The sequence below is a fragment of the Paenibacillus sp. GCM10028914 genome, assembly GCF_042666275.1.
Taxonomy (GTDB): Bacteria; Bacillota; Bacilli; order Paenibacillales; family Paenibacillaceae; genus Paenibacillus_AQ.
Genome location: NZ_JBHTFO010000007.1, coordinates 1 through 24,199 on the forward strand (window position 1 = coordinate 1; position 24,199 = coordinate 24,199).

A 24,199-nucleotide genomic window follows, 5' to 3' on the forward strand; every position below is an offset into this window, starting at 1 on the left:
TAAAAGTTTTCTGAAAGAAAACTCACTTCGGAAGCGTTACGCTTTGCATCGAAGGAGTACTTCAGAGACAAATGTAAATTCGCAAAGTTTGTTTCGTATCTAGTTTTCAAGTGATCAAACACTTGACCGTTTGGTGGCGATAGCGGAAGGGTTCCACGCGTACCCATACCGAACACGACCGTTAAGCCTTCCAGCGCCGATGGTACTTGGACCGAAGGGTCCCGGGAGAGTAGGACGTCGCCAAGCGGATAATATTCCCTGATAGCTCAGTTGGTAGAGCACTCGACTGTTAATCGAGTTGTCACAGGTTCGAGTCCTGTTCGGGGAGCCACTTGCTTCCATAGCTCAGTAGGTAGAGTGCATCCATGGTAAGGATGAGGTCACCGGTTCGATCCCGGTTGGAAGCTCCATTTCGAGAACGCGCGGCCCGTTGGTCAAGGGGTTAAGACACCTCCCTTTCACGGAGGTAACAGGGGTTCGAATCCCCTACGGGTCACCATTTTAACTTTTAACATAACAATATGGAGGCTTAGCTCAGCTGGGAGAGCATCTGCCTTACAAGCAGAGGGTCAGCGGTTCGATCCCGTTAGCCTCCACCATAAACATCATCACATGTTCTAATAAATGATAGGACAAGATAGAATTCAGTACATCGTTAATGGGGATTAGCCAAGCGGTAAGGCAACGGACTTTGACTCCGTCATGCATAGGTTCGAATCCTATATCCCCAGCCATTGTTTGAGCCATTAGCTCAGTTGGTAGAGCACCTGACTTTTAATCAGGGTGTCGAAGGTTCGAGTCCTTCATGGCTCACCATTAGTTTTGCCTTGTGCGCGTGTGGCGGAATTGGCAGACGCACTAGACTTAGGATCTAGCGTTTCACGACGTGGGGGTTCGAGTCCCTTCACGCGCACCATGTTTTTGCGGACGTGGCTCAGCGGTAGAGCATCGCCTTGCCAAGGCGAGGGTCGCGGGTTCGATTCCCGTCGTCCGCTCCATATTTGCGCCCTTAGCTCAGCTGGATAGAGCGTTTGACTACGAATCAAAAGGCCGGGAGTTCGAATCTCTCAGGGCGCGCCACTTTTTATTCTTCATATGTAACGGGATGTAGCTCAGCTTGGTAGAGCACCTGGTTTGGGACCAGGGGGTCGCATGTTCAAATCGTGTCATCCCGATTGTTACATCTGCGGGTGTAGTTCAATGGTAGAACTCCAGCCTTCCAAGCTGGTAGCGTGGGTTCGATTCCCATCACCCGCTCCATACATAAAGTAGACATCACCGAGTGTGATGTTTTTTTTACATCTTGAAGTCCTAACTCTGCGAAGTGGTAGTGTGCTAAAGGATGTAACTACTAAGGCTCAAACATTGGAAAGATAAGGATTATACCAAAGAAATTTCTCGGTAAAACCCTACTGTTTTGTCGATTTGGCGAATTTTTTCGGTTGGAAAGTAAAGATTTTCGTCCGCATTTATTGTATGATAATAGGAAGGTATAAAAAAGATAAACTTTTAGTACGGGTTTAGATGGGAGGAGTAGCATGACTGAACTTACTGTAACCGCAAAGAGCAGTTCTAATAATCTGCTGCGGCGTGATGTACGTTTTTTAGGGAATATTCTCGGTGAAGTTCTTGTCCATCAAGGAGGCAATGAACTTTTAGATATAGTTGAGAAAATTCGTGAAACTAGCAAATCGTTACGTTCCGTATTTTTGCCTGAATTATTCGCAGATTTTAAAAGGATTGTCAGCACGCTTGATCCAGACAATCGGCATCAAGTGATCAGAGCTTTTGCAATTTATTTTCAATTGGTTAACATCGCAGAGCAGAATCACCGAATTCGTCGGAAACGTGACTATGAACGTTCTGCGGGTGAGAGTGTACAACCAGGATCCATTGAAAGTGCAGTCCGGGATTTGAAAGAGCGGAATTTTACGTATGAAGAAGTTCAAGAAATTCTTGAAAGTCTCTCCTTGGAGCTAGTAATGACAGCACATCCAACAGAGGCGATGCGTCGTGCCATTCTCGATATCCACAAAAGAATTTCCGAAGATGTTATGCTACTTGATAACCCAACGCTTACTTTCCGTGAAAGAGAGCAACTTCGCGAAAAGCTACTTAACGAAGTCATTACACTATGGCAGACCGATGAACTGCGCGATCGCAAACCAACGGTGCTCGATGAGGTTCGCAATGGGATGTATTATTTTCATGAAACGCTGTTTCACATTTTGCCAGAAGTTTATCAAGAGCTTGAGCGCTGCTTAAGTAAGTATTATCCCGGTTCTGATTGGCATGTACCGACATATCTTCGTTTTGGCTCATGGATCGGTGGCGATCGTGACGGTAACCCTTCAGTAACAGCAGACGTTACTTGGAAGACGCTTGAGATGCAGCGTAAACTTGCTATCCGGGAGTACCAACATATATTAACAGGGCTCATGAAAAATCTAAGCTTCAGTGCTACGATTGTTAATGTGTCTGATGAATTGAAGCAGTCCATCTGCACTGATCGTGAGAATGTTACACTGAAGAAGATGGAAATTTGGCACAATGAGAAAGAGCCTTATCGGATTAAGCTTGCCTACATGATAGCTAAAATGGCCCATGTGCTGGATAGCGAAATGACTGGAAAAGAACGTTATCAATCACCGGAAGAGTTTATTGAAGACTTACAGATTATTGATCGTAGTTTAAGACATCATTATGCCGACTATGTAGCTGACACATATATTAAGAAATTAATTCGCCAGGCTGAATTATTCGGGTTCCACACAGCTACACTGGATATCCGTCAGCACAGTCAAGAGCATGAAAATGCGATGGCTGAGATTTTGGCGAAAATGAACGTGGTTTCGAATTATTCTGAACTTGAGGAAGAAGATAAGATTGAACTTCTGAACAAGCTGCTTAACGATCCACGTCCACTTACAACACCTTATCAGGAGTACAGTGACAGTACTGAGGAGTGCTTAGAGGTATTCCGTACTGTATACCGGGCTCAGAAGGAGTTTGGAGTTAACTGTGTATCGAGTTATCTGATCAGTATGGCAGAAGGCGCGAGCGACATTATGGAAGTGATGGTGTTCGCGAAAGAAGTTGGATTGTTCAGTAAAGATAACGATGGAAAAGTGGTTGCAACCCTTCAAGCTGTTCCATTGTTTGAGACAATCGAGGACCTACACGCAGCTCCAGCAATTATGCGTCGTCTATTCAACCTTCCGATTTACCGTGAGGGTCTGAGAGCGATGAATGATCTTCAGGAGATCATGTTAGGTTATTCCGATAGTAATAAAGATGGTGGAGCTGTAACAGCCAACTGGGAACTCCAAGTAGCTATGAAAGATATTACGGCTGTTGGTAACGAGTATGGCATTAAGCTGAAGTATTTCCATGGTCGCGGTGGTTCACTTGGACGCGGCGGCATGCCGCTAAACCGTAGTATTATGGCGCAACCTGCAAATACAATTGCCGGCGGCATCAAGATTACGGAACAAGGAGAAGTGATCTCTTCACGTTATTCTCTTAAAGGCATTGCTTATCGTAGCTTGGATCAAGCAACATCTGCGTTGATTCGTGCTTCCATTAATGCTCGGACTCCACAGGAGAATACACAGGAGAAAGAGTGGGAAGAGATTTCCGCAAATATTTCAGCAGTCTCACAGAAGAAGTACCAAGATCTTATCTTCCGTGATCCGGATTTCTTGAGCTTCTTTAAAGAATCTACACCGCTGCCTGAAGTTGGAGAACTGAACATCGGATCTCGTCCTTCCAAACGTAAGAACAGTGACCGTTTTGAGGACCTACGCGCCATCCCTTGGGTGTTTGCTTGGACTCAGAGTCGTTATTTACTTCCTGCGTGGTACGCGGCAGGGACGGGCTTACAGAGCTTCTATCAAGGCAATGAGGATAACCTTAAGACGCTTCAAGACATGTATGTTAATTACCCATTCTTTACATCCATGATTGATACTTTGCAAATGGCCATGGCAAAAGCGGATTTGATCATTGCAAAGGAATATTCACTTATGACGAAAAACGATGTTGCTCGTGAGCGGATATTCGGATTAATCAAAGAGGAGTTCAAGCTTACTAAGGAAATGGTCCTCAAAATCACAGGACAACAGGAAATTCTGGATAACCAACCGGTACTGCAGGAATCGATTAGACTCCGCAATCCGTATGTTGACCCTCTGAGCTATTTACAGGTGCAGCTTTTGAATGAGCTGCGTGACCTGCGTGAAAAGGGTGAAGACGATCCTGATTTGCTGCGTGAAGTGTTGCTGACCATCAATGGTATCGCTGCAGGACTTCGGAATACAGGTTGATTATTTTTATGAAATAAATAAAGATAAGGGATAGTCTAAGGCGAGGTTCCCTACGGAGCCTCGCTTTTTTTATTTCTTACAGTGATAGGTGGTCGTTTCGAAAAGATAAGTTTTGAATTTAAATTTATCGATTGCGGAAACGCATTGTTTTTCGAATTGTGTTGCATTTTAGAAAAAGTTGAATTACCATTTTAATGATGCTTTTAACACTTTAGACGTTACCCATCAGACCATTCTGGGGGAATTATGGTGGACAATTTGGATGTAAGATTGGCGAAGCTTGCCCGTAAAGGGGATCAGCGAGCGTTTGCTGAAATTGTAGAACTTTATAAAGATAAAATTTTTCATTTAGCATACCGGATGCTTAATAACCGGCATGAGGCCGAGGATATTGTTCAGGAGACGTTCTTACGGGTATATAAGAATCTGGATCGTTACGATGAGAATCAGAAGTTTTCGACTTGGATCTACCGGATCGGGACTAACCTTTGTATAGATCGGCTGCGAAAGCGCAAGCCGTCCTACTCACTTGATGCAGATATGAATGATCAAGAGGGAATGGACGGTTATTCGATGATACCTAGCGATGACCGTACACCGGAGTCTGAGATGTTGTTATCGGAAACGCAGCGGATTATTCATCAGGCGATCGAGTCCCTTCCTGCAAAATACAAAACGATTATGATTTTGCGATATATTCAGGACATGTCACTTCAGGAGATTAGTGATGTACTTGATTTACCTGTAACAACAATCAAGACGAGAGTTCACCGTGGGCGGGAGTATTTACGTAAAAAACTGGAATATAAATTATAGTTTTTTTAAAAATTATGAAACATCACCGCTTCCGGTTCGTATTGAACAATAAGCAAGTCTTATGACCCTAATGGGGAGTGGACCCAGCAAAGAGATTGAACGAAAGGACTGGCTCATATGGATTGCAAATTGGCCGTCTCTTTGATGCACGATTATTTGGACAATGATTTGTCCAAATTGCAGCAGCTGGAACTTAAATCCCATTTGCTGCAATGTGTTGAGTGCCGGAACAGGTTCGAGGAACTGGAACAGACGGATATGCTTTTGTTTTCCTTGACACACCATGATACAGGGCCTTCCGACGATTTGACGGACCGCATTATGGGAATGCTACCTAAGCAAAAGAAACAAAAGGTTTGGATTACCTGGATAAAGCATCATCCGGCAATTACGGCAGCAGCTTTGTTCCTGGTTGTAATGCTCTTTAGTACCGTAAGTTTATGGAACCAGGAGAGCCAACTGATCGTAAAAGGCAGTGAACTTGATAAACTTGTTATCGAAGGCAAGACAGTTATTATTCCACAGGATCAGATCATTACAGGTGATATAACTGTGGAGAACGGAAAGGCACAAGTTTTCGGACAGGTTCAAGGGAACTTAACCGTCATCGACGGAGAGCTTTTTCAAGCCTCTACGGCACATATATCCGGACAAGTGAAGGATATTGATAAAGCAATGGATTGGATTTGGTACAAGATTACGAATCTCTTTTCCGATGTCGCTTACCGCTAAGATGAAATTTGCACCTTGATGAATTACGGCGCCTCTTTTCTTTAGAAAAAAGGCGCCTTTTTGTGATTTTTTGTTATTTTTTTACGAAAAAAGGGTGCTCGACTTGCATCGTGTGGTTTAACGTTATAACCTAGATAGTGTAGAGCACATACTACATATAAAATCGCAGGCGTTATTAAGGGATGACGGGGGTTGCAGTATGGAGTATTTTACGGACTTAAATTGGCAAGAGTCCATTAAGAATATAATCGATATACTTATCGTTACCTATATTATTTATCATCTGATACTGCTTGTTCGCGGTACCCGAGCTGTACAACTGCTTAAAGGGATCCTCGTGTTGGTGATCATCTGGGCGCTTAGTACCTGGTTTGATCTTTATACCCTGAAATGGCTGATGAATCAGATTTTCACATTTGGTGTACTGGCAATCTTCATTATATTCCAGCCAGAATTAAGACGAGGACTCGAGCAACTGGGACGGGGAAAACTGTTTGGAAGAACAGCAGATATGGATGAGGAAACAAATAAATTAATTGCAGAAACCATTAAGGCCGTGAACTATTTATCGAGACGAAAGATCGGTGCATTGATCGTATTTGAGCGGACAACCGGATTGAATGAATTCGTGGAATCCGGCATACCGATGCGTTCCGTAATTAGTTCCGAATTGATTATAAACATATTTATTCCTAATACACCGCTTCATGATGGTGCGGTTATCGTGCAAAACAATCAGATTGCTGCGGCTGGATGTTATTTGCCGTTGTCAGAAAATCCGTTTATTAGTAAAGAGCTTGGAACTCGTCACCGGGCAGCAATCGGAATCAGTGAGGTAGGAGACGCGATCTCTGTGGTTGTATCTGAGGAAACAGGACAAGTTTCACTTGCAATTAATGGACACGTCGTACGTGATATTAAGGAAGAATCCCTCATCTCTAAAATGTATGAAGAATTGCGACCTGCCGCATCCACTAAAGAGAAACGTTCATTCTTCTGGAAACGGAAGGGAGACGGAAAGAATGGATAAGTGGCTAAAAAATAATATGACAACCAAACTTATAGCTCTTGCTGTCAGTATATTGTTGTGGGGAATGGTTCATATGGACAGCGGTGATAGTACTCCACCGACCACAATTATTGATACTAAAACGATTGAGGATGTCAAAATCCAAACATATGGCTTTGATGACAGTGTATATTCGCTAACAGGCATTAGTGTTGACCGTGTAGATCTGGAGGTCAGAGGCCGACGTTCGGATATCACAACTATTTTTGCCGATGAGTATAAGGTGAGGTTGGATTTAAGTAATATTAAAGAACCAGGAACCTTTACTTTGCCCCTGAGTGTTGATAAACCCAGTGGTGTGGAACTAGTCTCTGTCAATCCGTCAGTAGCGACGGTAACGGTAGAAAAGCGTGTAACTAAAGCTGTTAACGTAATTATCGGGACTAAAGGAGAGCCTGCCACGGATTACAGGGTAGGTACACCAGTGACCATAGAACCAGGCACCGTTAATGTTACTCTTCCAGAATCAGAGCTTACTCGCTTGGCTGAGGTAAAAGGAATTGTTGATCTGGATGGGGCTAATGAAAATATTGTGGAAAAAAAGGTGAAACTTGCAGCATATGATACGGAAGGGAAAGTGATGGGAGATGCCATTATAGAACCTTCCACCGTCGCTGCAGAAATTCCAATAGAAGCTTCTTTTGTTACGGTTCCACTTGAACTTGAGTATACAGGCAGTTTACCTGATGATCTAGTTCTTTCTAAGGTGAACTCGAAAACAAAAGAGGTTAAATTGTACGGAAGTAAAGAGGTACTGGCAGGAGCAAAGACCTATACAGGAGTCACGATCAATTTATCAAATGTAAGGAAGTCTGGAATAACGGTTCTAACGGCCGACTTGACGCCGCCAGAAGGTTTTGAGAAAATCGAGCCTAGCTCCATACAGGTTGAGATTACCGCCGTTTCTCATGGTGAGAGAGTGGTGGATGGAATACCTGTAACTCTTAAGGGAGTTCCCTCAGGAATGAGTGGGAAAATAACGGAACCCAAAAACCAAACGATGTCGATCGCTTTGACGGGAGCACCCGATCTGCTCAATAGTCTGCAGCCTACAGATATTGGATTGGTCGCCAATGCAGCCGGTTTGAAAGCTGGCGTGCATGAAATACCGCTTCAGGTTACCCTGCCGAATTTTATCAATCGGGTGGATCAGAAGCGGCTTGTTGTAAAAGTGGAATTAACAGAAAACGATAAACCGGCAAATAGCACACCGACTACGAATCCGGATGAGGGAACGAATCAGGAAAAACCGGAAGTACCCCAAGATAAGCCTGGAACAGGTAACAACTCGGGTACCGACAACAATGAGTCAAACGAAAATGATGATCAAACGAGTGATGATAATACGGATCATCCTCCAACAACACCTCCTTCGGTTGAAGGAGTTGAAGAGGGAACTCCGTCAAGCCTCAGTATTGATCCACCAACAGATGAATAACAATATGATGATTAGACAAAAGGAGATAGCGTAGCATGGGGAAATATTTTGGAACAGATGGTGTCAGAGGAGTTGCGAATAAAGAGCTGACTGCCGAATTGGCTTATAGTATTGGACGTTGCGGAGGCTATGTCCTCACAGGAGATAAAGAGAAACCAACCGTTGTAATCGGTATGGATACGCGTGTATCAGGAGCCATGCTGGAATCTTCTCTGGTAGCTGGACTTTTATCCATTGGCGCACATGTTATTCGCCTAGGCATTGTATCAACGCCTGCTGTTGCGTATATTACAAGACTGCTTCAAGCAGATGCTGGTGTTATGATTTCTGCTTCTCATAATCCGGTTGAGGATAACGGAATTAAGTTCTTCGGAGGCGATGGTTTTAAGCTGACGGATGAGACGGAACTGAAAATCGAAGAACTGATGGATGCCGAAATTGATGAACTTCCTCGTCCGGTAGGTAAAGATCTCGGTGAAGTGATTGTAGATAACGAATCTAAATATAAATACTTGGAGTATCTTAAAACAACGATCAGCAACCGTTTTGACGGACTGAAAATTGTGTTGGATTGCGCTAACGGTGCCGCTTATGAGCTTGCTCCTAAATTGTTCCGTGAGCTTGGTGCAGAGGTTATTGCCATTGGAGCAGAACCGAACGGTCTGAACATTAATGAACAGTGTGGATCAACGCATCCAGAACAATTGAAAGAAGAAGTGATTCGTCACAATGCAGATCTTGGTCTGGCATTTGATGGTGATGCGGATCGACTTATTGCAATCGATCATACAGGAGAAGAAGTGGACGGAGACTTCATTCTGTGCATCTGCGGCGAAGCTATGAATCGTGCAGGCAAGTTGAAGGAAGGTACGATTGTATCTACGGTTATGAGTAACATCGGATTTTACAAAGCTTGTGATAATTTGAAGCTGAAAACGGCTAAGACTGCGGTTGGTGACCGTTATGTTATGGAAGAAATGCGCCGTGGTGGATATAATCTCGGTGGCGAGCAGTCTGGGCATGTTATTTTCCTGGATTACAATACAACCGGTGATGGCATCCTTACAGGTATTCAGCTTGTGGATACCATTGTTTCCTCTGGTAAACGTCTGAGTGACTTGAAATGCAGCATGCGGAAATATCCACAGGTGCTTGTGAATGTTCGTGTTGGCGATAAGAGCAAATATGAAGGGAATGCACAGATCGAAGCTGCAATTGCTGAAGTTGAGCAGCTGCTTGGCGATAATGGTCGTGTATTGGTTCGCCCTTCAGGAACGGAGTCATTAATTCGTGTCATGGCAGAAGGTCCGGACAAAGATGAGCTGGATCGCTATGTGGAACAGCTTGCAGATGTCGTGAAGCGGGAATTGGCGTAAGTCGCTAGTTGCAATTTTAAAGGTAGTTAGGGCTAAGCTCCACGTGGGCCGGTGGGACTAAAAAGAAGGTTTCACCGGCTTTGGTTATGGGGTTTTTATAAGGGTAGGCATGTCCAGTAATGGGTGAGGAGTCCAGTTGCCAAAGCTGTGTCACATGAATATAATAAGAAATGTCATTCAAGATAGAGAGTGAGGATCGTGAGGTTACTGAAAGTTACACAAGCGCCAGAGCTTGAGACTGCGCGGGAACGGCCAGAGCCTGTGAAAGAGATTTTCATAGACGGCCATCGGCAGAGAGCAAGCTGACGAGGTGGAGGTGTTCGAAATGTTCGGCGGGGGCCTCCCGGTAATCAGCACCAACCGTAAGTCGGATCGGAAAATGAGTGGGCGACCGTTCATACAACGTACCGATAGGTGCCATTATACTAAAATAAACCATGAGTGTGCGGATAACGTGGTCTATGCGGCGGAAGAAGAGTGCATTCATGATTCAATCGAAATATATAGATCGTTGATATTTTGTACGTTGAAAACTGAATATGAATCATTCTTTTTCTGAAAATGCTGCACAGGTGCGCCGCGTTATTTCCACACGATCATATATGGAAAAAACGGAGGAATTATACTATGTGTGGTATTGTCGGATATATTGGAAATCAGAAAACTCAATCGGTGTTGATCGATGGATTGAAAAAGCTGGAGTATCGTGGTTACGACTCTGCGGGAATTGCCGTGTTTACAAGCGAAGGTCTGCGTGTAGCAAAAGCAAAAGGACGTCTTGCCAACCTGGAATCCAAGCTGGAGGGAGCTCCACTTGTGGGTACAGCAGGGATTGGACATACTCGCTGGGCTACTCACGGTAAACCGTCTGATGTGAACTCCCATCCGCATACAGATAACAGCCAGAAATTCTCGGTAGTCCACAACGGTATTGTGGAGAACTACTTGGAGCTAAAGGAAGAGTTGATCGAGCAAGGTCATCATTTTGTGTCTGAGACAGATACAGAGGTTATTTCCCACCTCGTTGCTCGTGAGTATGACGGAGATATCGTTAAAGCGGTACAGAAAGCTATTACCTACATGAGAGGTGCGTTTGCTCTTGGTGTACTGACTGAGTATGAGCCTGATAAATTGGTTGCTGTGCGTCAAGCGAGCCCACTGATTATCGGTCTTGGTGATGGAGAGAACTTCATCGGTTCTGATATTCCGGCGATTTTGAAATATACACGTGATGTGTATATTCTGAATGACGGAGAGATGGCTGTTCTTACTGCAAATGCTGTCGAACTGATGACAATCGAGGGGAACTTTATTTCTCGGGAAATGATTCGTGTCGACTGGGATGCTGTAACAGCAGAAAAAGGCGGTTTCGATCACTTCATGCTGAAGGAGATTCATGAACAGCCAAAAGCATACCGTGATACGATGCTCGGACGTGTGGATGAAAGTGGACGCAAGGTAATTATGCCTGAACTGAAGCTGACGAATGAGCAGATTGCGAATATTCGCAACGTACAAATTGTTGCTTGTGGTACAGCATACCATGCAGGTCTGATCGGTCGTAATGTTATTGAATCTCTGGTTCGTATTCCAGTTGAGAATGACGTAGCTTCCGAGTATCGTTACCGTTCACCAATCGTAACTCCTGAAACGCTTGTTATTGTTGTCAGCCAATCTGGTGAGACAGCTGATACCCTGGCTGCACTGCGTGAGGCGAAGAGCAATGGTGCACATGTACTCGCAGTTACTAACGTTGTGGGCAGCTCAATCGCTCGTGAAGCAGATAGTGTGCTTGGAACATTGGCAGGTCCAGAGATCGCAGTAGCATCCACTAAAGCTTATTCATCTCAATTGATCGCATTTTATTTGCTTGGACTGTATCTGGCTCAAGTTCGCGGTACAGTTACAGAAGATACTGCAGCTGAGATCTTGGCAGCAATGGAAGCTTTGCCAGAGCAAGTAGAGTCCATGCTGGCTAACACAGAAGCGATTAAAGATTATGCAGAACAAATCTCCAAGCATGAGCACTTGTTCTTTATCGGTCGTGGTCAAGATTTTGCCGTTGCTCAAGAAGGATCGCTTAAACTGAAAGAGATCTCTTATATCCACTCTGAAGCATACGCTGCAGGTGAATTGAAGCACGGAACACTTGCCCTAATTGAAGAGGGTATTCCTGTAATTGCTTTGGCGACACAGGAAGATGTACTTGAGAAGACAGTGAGCAACATCAAGGAAGTGAAAGCACGAGGCGCTGACGTAATGGTTATCACGCATGAAGAGCATGTTGTGAACCTCTTGAAGTCTGTAGACCAAGCTTTTGCAATTCCGAAGACACTGCCGATCCTAACTGCAGCATTGTCTGTTGTTCCATTGCAGCTTCTGGCTTACTATGCTTCACTTGCGCTTGGTCTTGATGTGGATAAGCCACGTAACTTGGCGAAGAGCGTGACAGTGGAGTAAGCGGGAGAGAGTGTAGACAATTATTTGTGCAAAGCAAATAAAGTCCTCCAGCAGCAAGTTAAACTCGTATCAAAATAATTAAACTCATATCAAAGCCGAGCAGATCCAGGATTATTTCCTGGAATTTGCTCGGCTTTTTTTGTTTCGCGCAATCAATTCTCCCGAATACCGTGTTCAACCGATAACGAATCCCATACGCTCATCAAATGAGTTATGGCAGCAGCAATTTCCTCGTATGGAACGCCGTCACGAGCTTGTGTAGAAATCCCTCGTAAAAATGTTTCAAATAACGTAACCACCATAGAGATATCCGTGGATTCTGGCAACTCCCCATTGGCTACGGCTCTTTCTATACACTCTTTGATCCAGCCGCGAACCCTTTTTCTTTCCTTTGACAAAAGGTCTTGGACATGTTGTTGCTCAGGCGAACAGTTAACTGTGGACAAAACCAAAAGACAACCTAAAGGGTGAGTGTTCTCTGTCTGGAACCGAGCTGCTTCTAGCAGTCCCGATTCTATGGCTGCTCTCGATGATATGTTTGTATTCCTGAAAGTTTCTGAAGCATGTCCATACATCGTGATATACCGATCAATCACTTCACGGAACAGATCTTCTTTTGACTTAAACGCTGCGTAAAAACTTGCGGATGATATATCTCCCATCGCGGCCTTTAACTGAGACAGTGAAGTGGATTCAAAGCCATATTCCCAGAAAAGAATCATGGCGGCGGCAAGCGCCTCGTCACGATTAAATGTACGTGGGCGTCCCGTTCGTGGCATAAGATGACCTCCTTTACTAATTTTATACTAATCGATCCAGAAGTCCTTGACAAGATGAAGTGGTTTGAACATAATATATGGAATGAGTGATCTATAATTCATATTGGCATAAGAGAGATAACTACTTATACACAATCTTTCTATAAGGGATGTGTCGACAGATGATAAACTTTAGAGACAAGGAATATCGCTGTACCTCAGAAATTGTACTCGGCTTAATCAGTGGGAAATGGAAAATATCCATTTTAAACCACTTAGCCAAAGGTCCAGTACGGTATAATGAACTGCGACGGGAACTTCCTGAAGCAACCCAACGCATGCTTACGATGCAGCTAAGAATGCTGGAAAGCGATGGGCTTATTATTCGCAAGGTTTACCCAGTTTCACCGCCAAAAGTGGAATATTGCTTGTCTCAGCTAGGAGAACAACTGGCCCCCATGCTCACAATGTTATGCGATTTTGGAACCACCTATATCGAAAACTTTCCCGATGAAGTATTGTACATTAATCACAAGAATGCATAAAAACAACATTCTATCTATTTACCATTAAACTTTGCCCGATCAAGTTTGCTTACGATACTCGAAATGCAGGAGGTACTTTTCAAAGTACCTCCTGCTTTATATGTCTTAATTATAAATTTCCTTCGAATTGTTCGTGCAGTACATTGTTCTCTTTAGTCGTACGGACAGCTCCTTGCTTCAAACGATAGTTGATCCATGCCAGCACTGCTGCGAGTACAGCCACAATTCCTCCAGACCAGGAAAGATCAATGAGTTTCATGTTCGTAGTGACAAATCCACCTAAAGCGGATCCGATCGCAATGCCAACATTATTGGCAACGGAGGTTAAGGATGCAGCCAAGTCTCTTGCTTCGGGAACATGCTCATCGGCAAAATCAATAAAGTACAGCTGCATCGTTGAGTTCATAAGATAGACAACGAGAGCCATGAATGAGATGCTGACGAGTCCCCCAATAAGAGAACCTGAAGTGAAATAAAGTGACACTAGAATGACGGCTTGAGCCAGAAGCACATAGCGGATTTTTCTCATCCCGTCACCGACAGCCAGCTTTCCTCCGATTAACGTGCTGAAGATAGATACAACACCATACAGCAAAAAGATGAGGCTAATATAACGTGCTGGAACAAAGAGCACATCCTGAAGCAAAGGAGCTAAATACGTATAGACGCTATAAGTAGCTGCTATACTTAACATCATAATGGCGAAAGCAAGCACAATTCTGGGGTAAGCGAGTAATCTGAGTTGTTTTGTGAGTGAACTGTGTGTACCTTTTAGTCCTCTAGGAATGGTTGCGATGCTTGTGATCAAAGAAATGATTCCTAGTAATGTGGTAAACCAGTAAGCCAAATGCCAACCACCCCATTGTCCGATAAAAGTACCAAGAGGTACGCCAAGGACACTCGCCACTGTGAAACCAGTAAAGATGATGGAGATGACGGGTCCTCTTTTTTCTGGAGGCATGACTTCACTTGCTACTGACATTGCGAGTGCAATCAAGACGCCGGTAACCACGGCTGTGATTATTCTGGACACCAGAAGCAGAGCATACGATCCTGATAAAGCGGTGACGATATTCCCAAGTATAAATATACTGAGCAAGACAAGGATGAGCGGCAACTTGGAAAATCGGCTGAATAATGCCGTGAAGACCGGGGTACCTATAGCAAAGGTAAGCGCAAAAGCCGTCACCAGAAAGCCTGCAGTCGATATGGCAATTTTCATATCTGTAGCAACTTCAGATAATAATCCGACCATCAAAAACTCACTGGTCCCCAGAATAAAGGTCATTAAAAATAGATTCAAAGTCAAAAACTTTTGTTGTCTGGTCAATATAGATTCGCCCTTTCTATCCAAAATAGACTGTGGATTTCATGTAACGACTTACAGCACTAAAAATTGCGTACCGAAGCCTTTGCCGGAAACATAAGCCGCTTCCAGTTCCTCCTGATCTCCTTTGTCCAATAAAACTACATTTTCAGGATAGAGTTTGCCTAGTAAAACCCGTAGAACAAGTTCATTTTTGCCAGTCGGAATGAAATGGATGCCATCTACATTGGTGACCAATCCGGAATGTGAGAGAATGTCTTCAGCAGGGTGCCAGCTGATATATTCTCGCTTTATAAATTCGCTCCCGGCATTGCTTCTTCTTTGTGGCCGATATAAAAAGCGCTGTCCCCTAAAAAGCTGACCAAGATCTACTGTAAACTCGCTGCCTTTCATCTCCAAACTGAACTGCAGGGTCGTTCGATCTGTACTGGTATTTGGCAGCAACCGGGCAATAGAGGGTTCATTGTAGACCTCCCCATAGTCAGGAAACAATTTGTCGTCTGCCGGTGTTCCTTTTCCTGCCTCTGTACGGGGGGCGGAATAATAATCTTCATATTCATAATCGAAGGAGACTGCAGCCAAACCTTCTGCATCTTCTACCTGTATCGTTTGTACGGGATGCCATCTCAGGAGATAGCGGGATGCCGTACGGGCAGAATCACCCAGACCAGCTGGCAAAACGGTACCTAAACGATATTGGAAGCCGTAACCGACCTTTTCGAGTCCTGAACTAACCACACTTTGTGCATACTGGATGATCGATTTATGTGTCAATTTTTTCTTGAACAGTTGCGTTAAGAATACTTCTCGGGATGGCTCAAGAAACCGTAATCCTTTGAATTCCTCATATTCCTTGACTTCAAATGGAACCTCTTCCCAATTGGCAAATGGCAACAAGGCATCCCGCAGTAAAACGAATTGGTGTAAGTATTCATTATAAATCTGCATGATCCTTGGTCCGCCGAATGGTCCCCAAACCTGAGCAGTGGCTTCCGGAGTCAGCGGATGACCATAACAGTGGCTTCGAAATTCCAGTTCACTAAGCGTTTCTGACCCGTACTCAGCCAATGTCTTTTTCTCAGCATTGATCTCTCTGGCCCAGCTTACCAATTGTTCTCCGATATGCACCGCTTGATCTCTAATCTCTATACCGGCATGATCTTCAAGTTCCAATGATTTTAAAGGCAAAGAAGACAAGCGCCCGGAAATCGCTAAATTGGCTAGCAGGCTATCTAAGAGTACTGTTGGATCGCTGTTCACTGGTTCGCCCAACTGAACTAGCATTGCCTCAAGCATTTTATCAAGTTCGATAACAATCTCTTTTGCTCGATATATACCTGCAGGCAAATTCCAATCCATGTTCGTGTTTACGCCTTGTCGGAAGGAGTCAACTGGTTTGTTGTCAATGAGCCGCTCAATATCTATGGTTTCTCCCCAAACGATTTTCTTATCTTTCAAAGTAAGTTCATATTCCTGCATTTCTTCGCACCTCACCTTTGATTTTTTAACGATCGTGTCACTCATTTAATTGTGGATCGATCGTTCTATATGTAAGGTTATCATCCTTCCTAATTGGTGAAAAGTACGCACTTTTTTGTATGAACGGAACATTTTTGTGGGGTAGGATACATTTTGATACTAGAAATGGGTTAGTTGACAAATGAATGAGATTGAAACGGGGGAGTAGTAATCCTTCAGCGGAAACACTAATCTCTATTAGGATCTAATATAAAATCTGAATTGGTTATTAATGGGGTGAATTGGTTGTGGTATGCTATCATAATCCACAAGTCAAATAATGGGGGTGCAAAATGAAGAATATTAACTTTTTGATGGTTAAGCACAGTCAGATGGAAAGTGAGCGTATCATATTACGTCCTGTTTTACTTGATGATGCTGAGGATATGTATGAATATACATCTGATGAGGAAACTACGCGGTTCATTTATGCCCAGCATACAGATATAAATCAAACAAAGAACTTAATAGCTAACTATTTCATGAAAGAACCTATAGGTAAATATGCAATCTTGTTAAAAGAATGCAACAAAATGATTGGAACGATCGAGTTCAGAGTACATGAATACAATAAAAGTGGAGAACTGGGTTATACATTAAATAGGCATTTTTGGGGTAAAGGCTATATGACAGAAGCGGGGAATTTAATCCTTGATTTAGCCTTTAATACACTAGATTTAGAGCGAGTATTTGCCGAATATGATGTTAGGAATAGTGCTTCGGGGAAAGTATTGAATCGCTTAGGTATGACATATGAAGGTACCCGTCGTAGAAACCATATGGTAAAAGGTGTCCTAACAGATAGCGTACATTATTCTATATTAAAAGAAGAGTATGTAAAGTAACGGAGAGCGAACGAATAAAAACTAGCAAGGAAGCGCCGATGGTGATATCGATGTTTGGAAAGTTTGAAATATGGTATAATTGTGTCAGCCTTTCGTCAGACGAAATCACAAGAAAGGAGCGAAGTTTTCATGGCTGAATTATCAGATCATCAGTTGACTAAACTATCAGATCATCAGTTCACGTTAATTTCCCGCGCTCTTGCCGAGCCGAGACGATACCAGATGCTAAAAGAAATCGGCGCTTCCCAAGTCCCTCTTGCCTGCAGCACACTTCAAAGTACCCATAATGTAAGCGCACCGACCATGTCTCACCATATTAAAGAGCTGGAGACGGCAGGGTTAATCTATGTCATTCGCGACGGTAAGTTTAAAAATCTTGTTCTGCAATCCGATACGCTTCGTGCCTATCTGGATAAACTCTCGGAAATCCTTGCGAATGGAATGAAATACGCCGATTGAATTCGATATGAATATTCAACTAGCCCCTCATGAGATCATGAGGGGTTTTTTATGTTTGCTTGAGGACACTGCAACATTAGAGTGTAGCTGTACATTGTTAACCAATTTAAATTTATAGAAAAACTTGACAAAAATAAATCTCAATGAGATACTTTGACAAGTATCTAACTGATAAACGAATTTACCTACTTCCAAGGGAGGAAATGATATGTCTGAGCAACAAATTACGGCAGCAGCTTCCGGTAAATTGAAAATAGGAAAGGATCTTCAGGTCAATCGGTTAGGCTATGGGACGATGCAATTGACTGGACCTGGAATATGGGGAGAGCCCGCCGATCCGGAAGGGGCACGAAGCGTTTTGCAGCGAGCGGTAGAGCTTGGGGTTACATTTATCGACACCGCTGATTCCTATGGCCCCCACGTCACCGAACCATTGATCAAGCATGCTCTTCATCCGTATAGGGAAGATCTCGTGATCGCTACAAAAGTGGGGTTAACTCGTTCCGGACCGGATGACTGGCGCCCAGTTGGACGTCCTGAATACTTACGTCAACAGGTCGAACTAAGCCTGCGGTATCTTGGTCTCGAGTATATCGACCTGATGCAGCTGCATCGAATCGATCCCAAAGTGCCGCTCGAAGAACAGCTTGGCGAGCTTGTATATCTGAAGGAAGAGGGGAAAATACGCCATATCGGTCTTAGTGAAGTTACGGTGGACCAGTTGAAAGCAGCGGAGAAAATCACGCCGATCTCTTCCGTGCAAAACTTGTATAACCTGGTGAAACGTGATTCGGAGCCGGTACTCGAATACGCAGAAGCGAAGGGCATCGCCTTCATTCCTTGGTTTCCACTGGCGACGGGCGCGCTTGCACGTGAGGGAAGTCCGCTTGATGAAATGGCTGTGCGACTGAATGCGAAGCCCGCTCAACTCGCGCTTGCCTGGCTGTTAAAACGTTCATCCGTTATGCTGCCAATTCCGGGGACTTCGATCCTCTCGCATTTGGAGGAGAATATTGCAGCAGCCGGTATTACGCTCAGCGATGAAGATTTCAATACCCTTTCACAATTAAAGTAAGGTACCACAGAAAAAAGGAGTGTGTTGTTCATGCTATTACCTACAGAAGTAGTAACAGACAAAGTCTTCGCCAAGCGGGATCCCGCTGACGGCTCTCCAGCAGAAATTCCCTTGTTCATCGTCAGGCCAAAAGGAGTTTCAAAATCGAATCTCCCTGTCATTCTTTTAATTCAAGAAGCATTTGGCGTGAACAGTCACATTCAGGATGTAGCCCGTCGTTTTGCCGCACAAGGCTATGTTGTCGTGTCACCCGATTTGTATTATCGCACGGGGGTGTGGCAAACCTTCGGCTATACGGAATATCCGGCAACAGCCAATGCCCGAGAACCGCTGACTGAAGAGAGAACGATGGGTGACATTCAGGCATCTCTCGACTATATTGCCGATCTGGAAGGTGCAGACGAAACAAGAGTTGGTGTCATCGGTTACTGTATGGGAGGCATGCTTTCTTACCTTACTGCCAGCCATTTCTCCGACAGAATTAAATCGTCTGTTGTCTATTATGGTGGAGGACTGACTTCTCAAAATCCTAAATTTCCGGTTGCCCCAGTGAAGAGAACGAATCAGATCAAGGTGCCTGTACTAGGCTTCTTTGGAGGAATGGATCGAGGGATTCCGAAAGAAGTCGTCGAGCAAGTGGATCAAGCATTAAATGCGTCTAACAACGATCATACAATTGTTTATTATCCAGAAGCCGACCACGGTTTCTTCTGTAATGAGCGGCAGAGCTATCATCCCGCAGCAGCTCAGGATGCGTGGCATCGTACATTAATCTGGTTTGACGAAAAGCTGGAAATACATTCGATTTGATCCGTCTAGAGAAGCAATAATCTTATATTAATATTCGTTCTGAAAAAGTATTTAGGGGGAAGAAAATGAACACAAATGCAAATGCTGCCAAACGACTTCCAATAGCGGGACTGCTAGCCTTGGCAATGACAGGTTTTCTCGCGTTGCTATCAGAGATTCTGCCGGCCGGTTTGCTGCCTCAATTAAGCCAAGGGCTCGGTGTATCACAAAGTATGGCGGGTCAATTGACCACGGTTTATGCGATCGGTTCAGTACTAGGTGCTGTCCCGATCATCACAGCTACTCGAAATTGGAGACGTCGATCGCTTCTATTACTGACTGTTGGCACTTTCTTTGTTTTTAATACGATCACGGCCATATCATCTATCTATATATTAACGCTGATTGCTCGCTTTTTTGCAGGTGTAGCGGCAGGTGTTGTGTGGGGGATGCTTACAGGGTATGCGAGACGTATGGTATCAGATGAACTGAAAGGCCGTGCCGTGTCGATCGCTATGATGGGGATTCCCATTGCATTGACCTTTGGTTTGCCTCTCGGAACATTTCTTAGTTCTCTTATTGGTTGGCGCAGTTTATTTGGAGCGGTGTCCTTAGTCGCTGCTGCGTTAATAGGATGGATTTTATGGAAATTACCTGATTTCCCAGGTCAGTCTGCTAAAAACTCAGTTTCGGTTATGAAAGTATTTAGAACACCTGGAGTACGTCCTATATTGTTTGTTGTTCTGGCTTGGATGACCGCTCACAATATACTTTACACTTATATTTCTCCATTACTTTCTTCATTTGGCATCAATAAAATAGAATTCTTATTGCTTATATATGGTATAGCTTCGATCGTGAGTACATTTTTAATTGGTAGGTTAATCGATCGTTACTCACGTCCTTTAGTACTTGGGAGTTTAGTGGCATTTATTTTAGTTACTCTTTTATTCGCTTTCAGTAGCAGCCTCCCAGTTGGCATCTATATTGCTATTATTCTGTGGGGATTTGTATTTGGTGGTGCGGCATCTTTGTTACAGACATCAGTTGCCGAAGCCGTCCATGAAGAGGCCGTAGATATAGCATTGTCGTTAAGTTCAACGACATGGAATTTTGCAATTGCTTGTGGAGGTGCCGTAGGCGGAATATTATTGAATGCTGCAGGGGTGAATTCATTCCCGTGGGTAGGCTTTATTATCTTGGTTTTGGCTCTGATCGTTGCATTTAAAGCGAAAAAATATGGATTTAAATCTAAACGATAAAGGGTTATGCAAAAATAATAATTCTGAGCTTTTAATACATTTTAAGGAGAAAATAAAAAATGTCCGAACTTTCATCCGCGGGTAAACTTCAATCTGCTGACGCTTCTGTTAAGCTTCCCTGGTTTGCTCTTCTGGCGCTTGCTATGACAGGATTCATCTGCATTCTTACTGAAACGATCCCGGCGGGGTTACTCCCATTAATAGGGGAAGGGCTAAATATTTCTAAGGGGTTGGCTGGTCAACTGGTAACATCTTATGCGATTGGTTCCATAGTAGCCGCAATTCCGTTCGCCATGTTTACAAGCGGGTTTAGGCGCCGACCGCTGTTACTCGCCATCATTGCGGTATTCTTGGTATTTAACACCGTAACCGCCCTGTCGGCCAGTTATGTCTTGACACTCATTGCTCGTTTCTTCGCTGGCATGGCTGCTGGAGCTGCATGGGGAATGCTCGCCGGTTACGCACGCCGGATGGTGCCAGAAGCCTTGAAAGGACGTGCCTTGGCAGTTGCGATGGTGGGGACTCCGATTGCTCTTACGTTCGGAGTACCGCTCGGCACCATGCTCGGTGACTTGATTGGTTGGCGTGCCGTTTTTGGACTTATGTCTCTTCTTACTCTAGTCTTAATTGGTTGGGTGCTATGGAAAGTTCCAGATTATTCAGGGCAAAGTTCAAATCAAAGAATGACCGTTAGGGAAGTGTTTGTTATGCCCGGCTTACGCTCAATTCTTATAGTGGTGTTTACCTGGATGCTAGCACACAATATCTTATACACATATATCTCACCTTTTCTCGAGCCAATCGGACTCTCAGAGCGTGTCGATCTTGTCTTGCTGGTCTTCGGAATAGCCGCACTTATCTCCATTTGGATTGTCGGACTGTTAATTGATCGTTTGCTACGCGTTCTTGTATTGATGAGTCTAATTGGCTTTGCGCTTGTGTCCGTTGCCCTATGGGTAGGCAGCACATCAGCACCGATTGTTTATACGGTAGTTGCGTTATGGGGACTAACCTTCGGCGGTGCTGCGACACTGCTGCAAACTGCCCAAGCTAATGCAAGCGGTGAAGAAGGCGTGGATATCGCTATGCCGATAAACACCACAGTATGGAATCTGGCTATCGCTGGCGGAGGAATTGTTGGTGGCGCGTTGCTAGAGCGGAGTGGAGTTCAATCCTTTCCAGGCGCGTTATTGATCCTGCTACTTATTGCTTTGATTATCGCTTGGAGTGCGAAGAGACATGGTTTCCCTAGCAAGCAGTAAAGTCTCTTTCTAATTCAAGTAGTCTAAGAACTGACCCAAAATGTAAGGCAAATCAAAAAAAGCACCTTTAAGAGAGAATAACCATGTCATGAGAACATGGAGTCGATCTTAGAGGTGTTTTTGCGTTAGCAACTAGAGTTTAGATATTCTGTAAAAGTGAAATTCTCTTTTTTTATTTTACTTCCTATTTAGATCTCTCCCGACCGAGCGGGACGATAAGCGGTGTATGGGTGACAGGGTCCTCGATGACCTTACACTTTAAGCCGAACACCTCTTCGATCAGTTCTTCGGTGACAATGTCGGATGGTCTTCCTTGGGCGATAATTTTGCCTGCTTTCATGGCAATGAGATGGGTAGCATAGCGGGCAGCATGATTCAAATCATGGAGTACAGCCACTAGTGTATGTCCTTGTTCATTGAGATCTGTAAACAATTCAAGTAGATCGATTTGGTGGGCAATATCCAGGTAAGTGGTCGGCTCATCTAACAGAAGCAAGGGGGTTTGTTGGGCAAGCACCATAGCGACCCACACCCGTTGGCGCTGGCCTCCCGACAGCTCATCTACGAAGCGGCCAGCAAGCTCCGTTGTATTGGTCAACTCCATTGCTTTAACTACAGCATCCTCATCTGCCTCCGTCCATTGATGAAAAAGGTTTTGATAAGGATAACGTCCATGTGCTATCAAGTTTGCAACAGTAATCCCATCAGGAGCAGTTGATGATTGTGGCAGAAGACCGAGCTTTTTCGCCACTTCCTTTGATTTATAGGAACTTATTTTTTTTCCATCCAATAACACATGACCTGCTGTAGGCTTAATCAGATTGGAAAGGGTACGTAAAAGAGTAGACTTCCCACATGCATTTGGCCCGATAATGACCGTAAAGGATTGGTCCGGTATCTCAATCGAGAGATTTTGGGAAATCACTCGATGGTCGTATTGGGTAGTAACATTTTCAACTCCGAGCCTGGAACGTTTTTGTGAGATCGTTTGGTTTTGAATGTCTGAGTTTGTTTTAACCATATGAATGACAACCTCTTTCAAAATAGGAATAACAAAAGTCCGCAGTTTTGTCTTTATGCGGTAGAACGTGCTTGACGAAACAATAACCAAACCAAATACAAGCCCCCAACAGATAATGTCAGTACACCTACAGGGAGAATCATTCCAGGAATCATTCTCTGTGCCAACACATCAGCACTTAATAAAATAAAAGCACCGACAGCCGCCGAAGGAGCAAGACTTTCTGACGTTTTTGTAAAACGTATGGCGATTTGTGGAGCAGCTAATGCTACAAAGGTAATGGGTCCCATTATGGCTGTTGCAGATGCAGTGATGGCCACAGCAATCACAAGCAATAACAATTGCGACCCTTCGAAACGGACACCATGTGACTTGGCAACATCTCTGCCGAGCTCCATTTCACGGAGAGGGCGATTCATACCCATTGCAAAAATAATCAGCACACATACAGCGAGGATAGCTGGAAGGGTATGCTCCCAAGTGATTCCATTAAGTGAACCTACTCCCCAAGCACCAGCCGTTAATGCAACCTCAGATTGACTTTGAAGAAGCAGCATGGAATTGACACTGCCTAGAATGGTCGAAATGGCAATACCGACAATAATCAATCGAAATCCCTGAGTGCCTTGGCGAAATGCAAATAAATAAATGACAAGTGCTGTTGCAAATCCTCCTATCAGTGCCCCCATGGCGATCGTAGAAAAGGACATCGACTTGAAGACTAGCATCACGATCAAGGCTCCTGTATACGAGCCTGAAGTAAACCCAAGGATGTCAGGTGATCCCAAAGGGTTTCGGGTAATGGATTGAAAAATCGATCCGCTTATCGCTAAACCTGCTCCAAAAACAATAGCGGCTAGTATCCTCGGCAATCGCCATTCCATGACAACCGTTCGCTTAATTCCTGTCAATTCACCAAAAAGTGCAGAAAATACTTCTGGAGCACTTAATTTAAGTGTTCCAACCATAAGAGCAAATAAGGCGATGGCTAGTACAGCTGCGAGAACAATGGCAGTAACAACCATGCTTCTGACATCTAAACGCAACTTAACGGGACCTTTTAGCTGCAAATATTTTCTGCCAAAATCAATGCGCCCCATGAAATGCACTCCTTTTACTGTT

Annotated in this window: 19 protein-coding genes, 11 tRNA genes and 1 rRNA gene; 26 read left to right on the forward strand and 5 right to left on the reverse strand. The window is 44.1% G+C overall.

What is annotated here, in order from left to right; all coding sequences use genetic code 11:
- Window positions 1-129 precede the first annotated feature (129 nt).
- The 19 genes from rrf to glmS all read left to right on the forward strand — a co-directional run bounded on the left by rrf (window position 130) and on the right by glmS (window position 12,216).
- Window positions 130-246, forward strand: a 5S ribosomal RNA gene (gene rrf / locus ACFQV5_RS05690).
- Between the two features lie 9 nt (window positions 247-255).
- Window positions 256-331 (forward strand) — tRNA-Asn (locus tag ACFQV5_RS05695).
- Between the two features lie 3 nt (window positions 332-334).
- Window positions 335-410, forward strand: a tRNA-Thr gene (locus ACFQV5_RS05700).
- A gap of 14 nt (window positions 411-424) precedes the next feature.
- A tRNA-Glu gene (locus ACFQV5_RS05705) sits at window positions 425-499 on the forward strand.
- A gap of 24 nt (window positions 500-523) precedes the next feature.
- Window positions 524-599 (forward strand) — tRNA-Val (locus ACFQV5_RS05710).
- A gap of 60 nt (window positions 600-659) precedes the next feature.
- Window positions 660-734, forward strand: a tRNA-Gln gene (locus tag ACFQV5_RS05715).
- A gap of 6 nt (window positions 735-740) precedes the next feature.
- Window positions 741-816: transfer RNA gene (locus ACFQV5_RS05720), tRNA-Lys, on the forward strand.
- A 15-nt stretch (window positions 817-831) separates the two neighbouring features.
- Window positions 832-916: transfer RNA gene (locus ACFQV5_RS05725), tRNA-Leu, on the forward strand.
- Window positions 917-923: 7 nt separating this feature from the next.
- A tRNA-Gly gene (locus tag ACFQV5_RS05730) sits at window positions 924-998 on the forward strand.
- A 5-nt stretch (window positions 999-1,003) separates the two neighbouring features.
- Window positions 1,004-1,080 (forward strand) — tRNA-Arg (locus ACFQV5_RS05735).
- A 21-nt stretch (window positions 1,081-1,101) separates the two neighbouring features.
- Window positions 1,102-1,175 (forward strand) — tRNA-Pro (locus ACFQV5_RS05740).
- Window positions 1,176-1,186: 11 nt separating this feature from the next.
- A tRNA-Gly gene (locus ACFQV5_RS05745) sits at window positions 1,187-1,260 on the forward strand.
- A 278-nt stretch (window positions 1,261-1,538) separates the two neighbouring features.
- On the forward strand, window positions 1,539-4,325 hold the full coding sequence (gene ppc / locus ACFQV5_RS05750) for a phosphoenolpyruvate carboxylase (RefSeq protein WP_379244530.1): 2,787 nt from the start codon (window positions 1,539-1,541) through the stop codon (window positions 4,323-4,325).
- A gap of 246 nt (window positions 4,326-4,571) precedes the next feature.
- A complete protein-coding gene (gene sigW / locus ACFQV5_RS05755; RefSeq protein WP_379244532.1) occupies window positions 4,572-5,141 on the forward strand; it encodes an RNA polymerase sigma factor SigW in 570 nt (189 codons plus the stop codon).
- 117 nt (window positions 5,142-5,258) lie between these two features.
- On the forward strand, window positions 5,259-5,873 hold the full coding sequence (locus tag ACFQV5_RS05760) for a zf-HC2 domain-containing protein (RefSeq protein ID WP_379244534.1): 615 nt from the start codon (window positions 5,259-5,261) through the stop codon (window positions 5,871-5,873).
- Between the two features lie 199 nt (window positions 5,874-6,072).
- Window positions 6,073-6,903: a diadenylate cyclase CdaA gene (gene cdaA / locus ACFQV5_RS05765; RefSeq protein WP_379244536.1), complete on the forward strand. Its 831-nt coding sequence runs from the start codon at window positions 6,073-6,075 to the stop codon at window positions 6,901-6,903.
- Window positions 6,896-8,380 (forward strand): CdaR family protein, encoded by a 1,485-nt coding sequence (locus ACFQV5_RS05770; RefSeq protein ID WP_379244538.1) that lies wholly within the window; start codon window positions 6,896-6,898, stop codon window positions 8,378-8,380. Before cdaA ends, ACFQV5_RS05770 begins: the two co-directional genes overlap by 8 nt.
- Window positions 8,381-8,415: 35 nt before the next feature.
- A complete protein-coding gene (gene glmM / locus ACFQV5_RS05775; RefSeq protein WP_379244540.1) occupies window positions 8,416-9,756 on the forward strand; it encodes a phosphoglucosamine mutase in 1,341 nt (446 codons plus the stop codon).
- Window positions 9,757-10,383: 627 nt separating this feature from the next.
- Window positions 10,384-12,216 carry a glutamine--fructose-6-phosphate transaminase (isomerizing) gene (glmS, locus tag ACFQV5_RS05780; protein WP_379244542.1) on the forward strand — a complete coding sequence of 611 codons (1,833 nt, stop codon included), beginning with the start codon at window positions 10,384-10,386 and terminating at the stop codon, window positions 12,214-12,216.
- 152 nt (window positions 12,217-12,368) lie between these two features.
- Here glmS and ACFQV5_RS05785 read toward each other — a convergent pair whose 3' ends face one another.
- Entirely contained in the window at window positions 12,369-12,995 is a 627-nt protein-coding gene (locus ACFQV5_RS05785; protein ID WP_379244544.1) for a TetR/AcrR family transcriptional regulator, read from the reverse strand.
- 161 nt (window positions 12,996-13,156) lie between these two features.
- Here ACFQV5_RS05785 and ACFQV5_RS05790 point away from each other — a divergent pair, with 161 nt between their 5' ends.
- Complete coding sequence (locus ACFQV5_RS05790; RefSeq protein WP_379244546.1) at window positions 13,157-13,519, forward strand: winged helix-turn-helix transcriptional regulator; 363 nt, start codon at window positions 13,157-13,159, stop codon at window positions 13,517-13,519.
- Window positions 13,520-13,628: 109 nt separating this feature from the next.
- Here ACFQV5_RS05790 and ACFQV5_RS05795 read toward each other — a convergent pair whose 3' ends face one another.
- Together ACFQV5_RS05795 and ACFQV5_RS05800 are read right to left on the reverse strand one after the other, a co-directional pair.
- A complete protein-coding gene (locus ACFQV5_RS05795) occupies window positions 13,629-14,849 on the reverse strand; it encodes an MFS transporter (RefSeq protein WP_379244548.1) in 1,221 nt (406 codons plus the stop codon).
- 51 nt (window positions 14,850-14,900) lie between these two features.
- The gene (locus ACFQV5_RS05800) at window positions 14,901-16,370 is read right to left on the reverse strand and encodes a hypothetical protein (protein ID WP_379244550.1); all 1,470 of its coding nucleotides are present in this window, start codon (window positions 16,368-16,370) and stop codon (window positions 14,901-14,903) included.
- A gap of 287 nt (window positions 16,371-16,657) precedes the next feature.
- Here ACFQV5_RS05800 and ACFQV5_RS05805 point away from each other — a divergent pair, with 287 nt between their 5' ends.
- The 6 genes from ACFQV5_RS05805 to ACFQV5_RS05830 all read left to right on the forward strand — a co-directional run bounded on the left by ACFQV5_RS05805 (window position 16,658) and on the right by ACFQV5_RS05830 (window position 22,056).
- Window positions 16,658-17,209: a GNAT family N-acetyltransferase gene (locus tag ACFQV5_RS05805; protein WP_379244552.1), complete on the forward strand. Its 552-nt coding sequence runs from the start codon at window positions 16,658-16,660 to the stop codon at window positions 17,207-17,209.
- Between the two features lie 129 nt (window positions 17,210-17,338).
- Entirely contained in the window at window positions 17,339-17,668 is a 330-nt protein-coding gene (locus ACFQV5_RS05810; RefSeq protein ID WP_379244554.1) for an ArsR/SmtB family transcription factor, read from the forward strand.
- A gap of 208 nt (window positions 17,669-17,876) precedes the next feature.
- Window positions 17,877-18,743 (forward strand): aldo/keto reductase, encoded by an 867-nt coding sequence (locus ACFQV5_RS05815; protein WP_379244556.1) that lies wholly within the window; start codon window positions 17,877-17,879, stop codon window positions 18,741-18,743.
- 30 nt (window positions 18,744-18,773) lie between these two features.
- Window positions 18,774-19,553 carry a dienelactone hydrolase family protein gene (locus ACFQV5_RS05820; protein WP_379244558.1) on the forward strand — a complete coding sequence of 260 codons (780 nt, stop codon included), beginning with the start codon at window positions 18,774-18,776 and terminating at the stop codon, window positions 19,551-19,553.
- Window positions 19,554-19,618: 65 nt separating this feature from the next.
- Window positions 19,619-20,794, forward strand: a complete 1,176-nt coding sequence (locus tag ACFQV5_RS05825; RefSeq protein ID WP_379244560.1) for an MFS transporter — start codon at window positions 19,619-19,621, stop codon at window positions 20,792-20,794.
- A 59-nt stretch (window positions 20,795-20,853) separates the two neighbouring features.
- A complete protein-coding gene (locus tag ACFQV5_RS05830; protein WP_379244562.1) occupies window positions 20,854-22,056 on the forward strand; it encodes an MFS transporter in 1,203 nt (400 codons plus the stop codon).
- Window positions 22,057-22,240: 184 nt separating this feature from the next.
- Here ACFQV5_RS05830 and ACFQV5_RS05835 read toward each other — a convergent pair whose 3' ends face one another.
- Both ACFQV5_RS05835 and ACFQV5_RS05840 read right to left on the reverse strand, forming a co-directional pair.
- Window positions 22,241-23,077, reverse strand: a complete 837-nt coding sequence (locus ACFQV5_RS05835) for an ABC transporter ATP-binding protein (protein WP_379244564.1) — start codon at window positions 23,075-23,077, stop codon at window positions 22,241-22,243.
- 53 nt (window positions 23,078-23,130) lie between these two features.
- Window positions 23,131-24,177, reverse strand: coding sequence for a FecCD family ABC transporter permease (locus ACFQV5_RS05840; protein WP_379244566.1), 1,047 nt, complete (start codon window positions 24,175-24,177; stop codon window positions 23,131-23,133).
- Between the last annotated feature and the right edge of the window lie 22 nt (window positions 24,178-24,199).

Bases quoted from the DNA above. Each gene is read 5' to 3' on its own strand.
- ACFQV5_RS05825 (WP_379244560.1), top strand. From the start codon at position 19,619: ATGAACACAAATGCAAATGCTGCCAAACGACTTCCAATAGCGGGACTG.
- glmS (WP_379244542.1), top strand. From the start codon at position 10,384: ATGTGTGGTATTGTCGGATATATTGGAAATCAGAAAACTCAATCGGTG.
- ACFQV5_RS05785 (WP_379244544.1), bottom strand. From the start codon at position 12,995: ATGCCACGAACGGGACGCCCACGTACATTTAATCGTGACGAGGCGCTT.
- ACFQV5_RS05840 (WP_379244566.1), bottom strand. From the start codon at position 24,177: ATGGGGCGCATTGATTTTGGCAGAAAATATTTGCAGCTAAAAGGTCCC.
- ACFQV5_RS05770 (WP_379244538.1), top strand. From the start codon at position 6,896: ATGGATAAGTGGCTAAAAAATAATATGACAACCAAACTTATAGCTCTT.
- glmM (WP_379244540.1), top strand. From the start codon at position 8,416: ATGGGGAAATATTTTGGAACAGATGGTGTCAGAGGAGTTGCGAATAAA.
- ACFQV5_RS05810 (WP_379244554.1), top strand. From the start codon at position 17,339: ATGGCTGAATTATCAGATCATCAGTTGACTAAACTATCAGATCATCAG.
- ACFQV5_RS05805 (WP_379244552.1), top strand. From the start codon at position 16,658: ATGAAGAATATTAACTTTTTGATGGTTAAGCACAGTCAGATGGAAAGT.
- cdaA (WP_379244536.1), top strand. From the start codon at position 6,073: ATGGAGTATTTTACGGACTTAAATTGGCAAGAGTCCATTAAGAATATA.
- ACFQV5_RS05790 (WP_379244546.1), top strand. From the start codon at position 13,157: ATGATAAACTTTAGAGACAAGGAATATCGCTGTACCTCAGAAATTGTA.
- ACFQV5_RS05800 (WP_379244550.1), bottom strand. From the start codon at position 16,370: ATGAGTGACACGATCGTTAAAAAATCAAAGGTGAGGTGCGAAGAAATG.
- ACFQV5_RS05820 (WP_379244558.1), top strand. From the start codon at position 18,774: ATGCTATTACCTACAGAAGTAGTAACAGACAAAGTCTTCGCCAAGCGG.
- ACFQV5_RS05835 (WP_379244564.1), bottom strand. From the start codon at position 23,077: ATGGTTAAAACAAACTCAGACATTCAAAACCAAACGATCTCACAAAAA.
- ACFQV5_RS05815 (WP_379244556.1), top strand. From the start codon at position 17,877: ATGTCTGAGCAACAAATTACGGCAGCAGCTTCCGGTAAATTGAAAATA.
- ACFQV5_RS05830 (WP_379244562.1), top strand. From the start codon at position 20,854: ATGTCCGAACTTTCATCCGCGGGTAAACTTCAATCTGCTGACGCTTCT.
- sigW (WP_379244532.1), top strand. From the start codon at position 4,572: ATGGTGGACAATTTGGATGTAAGATTGGCGAAGCTTGCCCGTAAAGGG.
- ACFQV5_RS05760 (WP_379244534.1), top strand. From the start codon at position 5,259: ATGGATTGCAAATTGGCCGTCTCTTTGATGCACGATTATTTGGACAAT.
- ppc (WP_379244530.1), top strand. From the start codon at position 1,539: ATGACTGAACTTACTGTAACCGCAAAGAGCAGTTCTAATAATCTGCTG.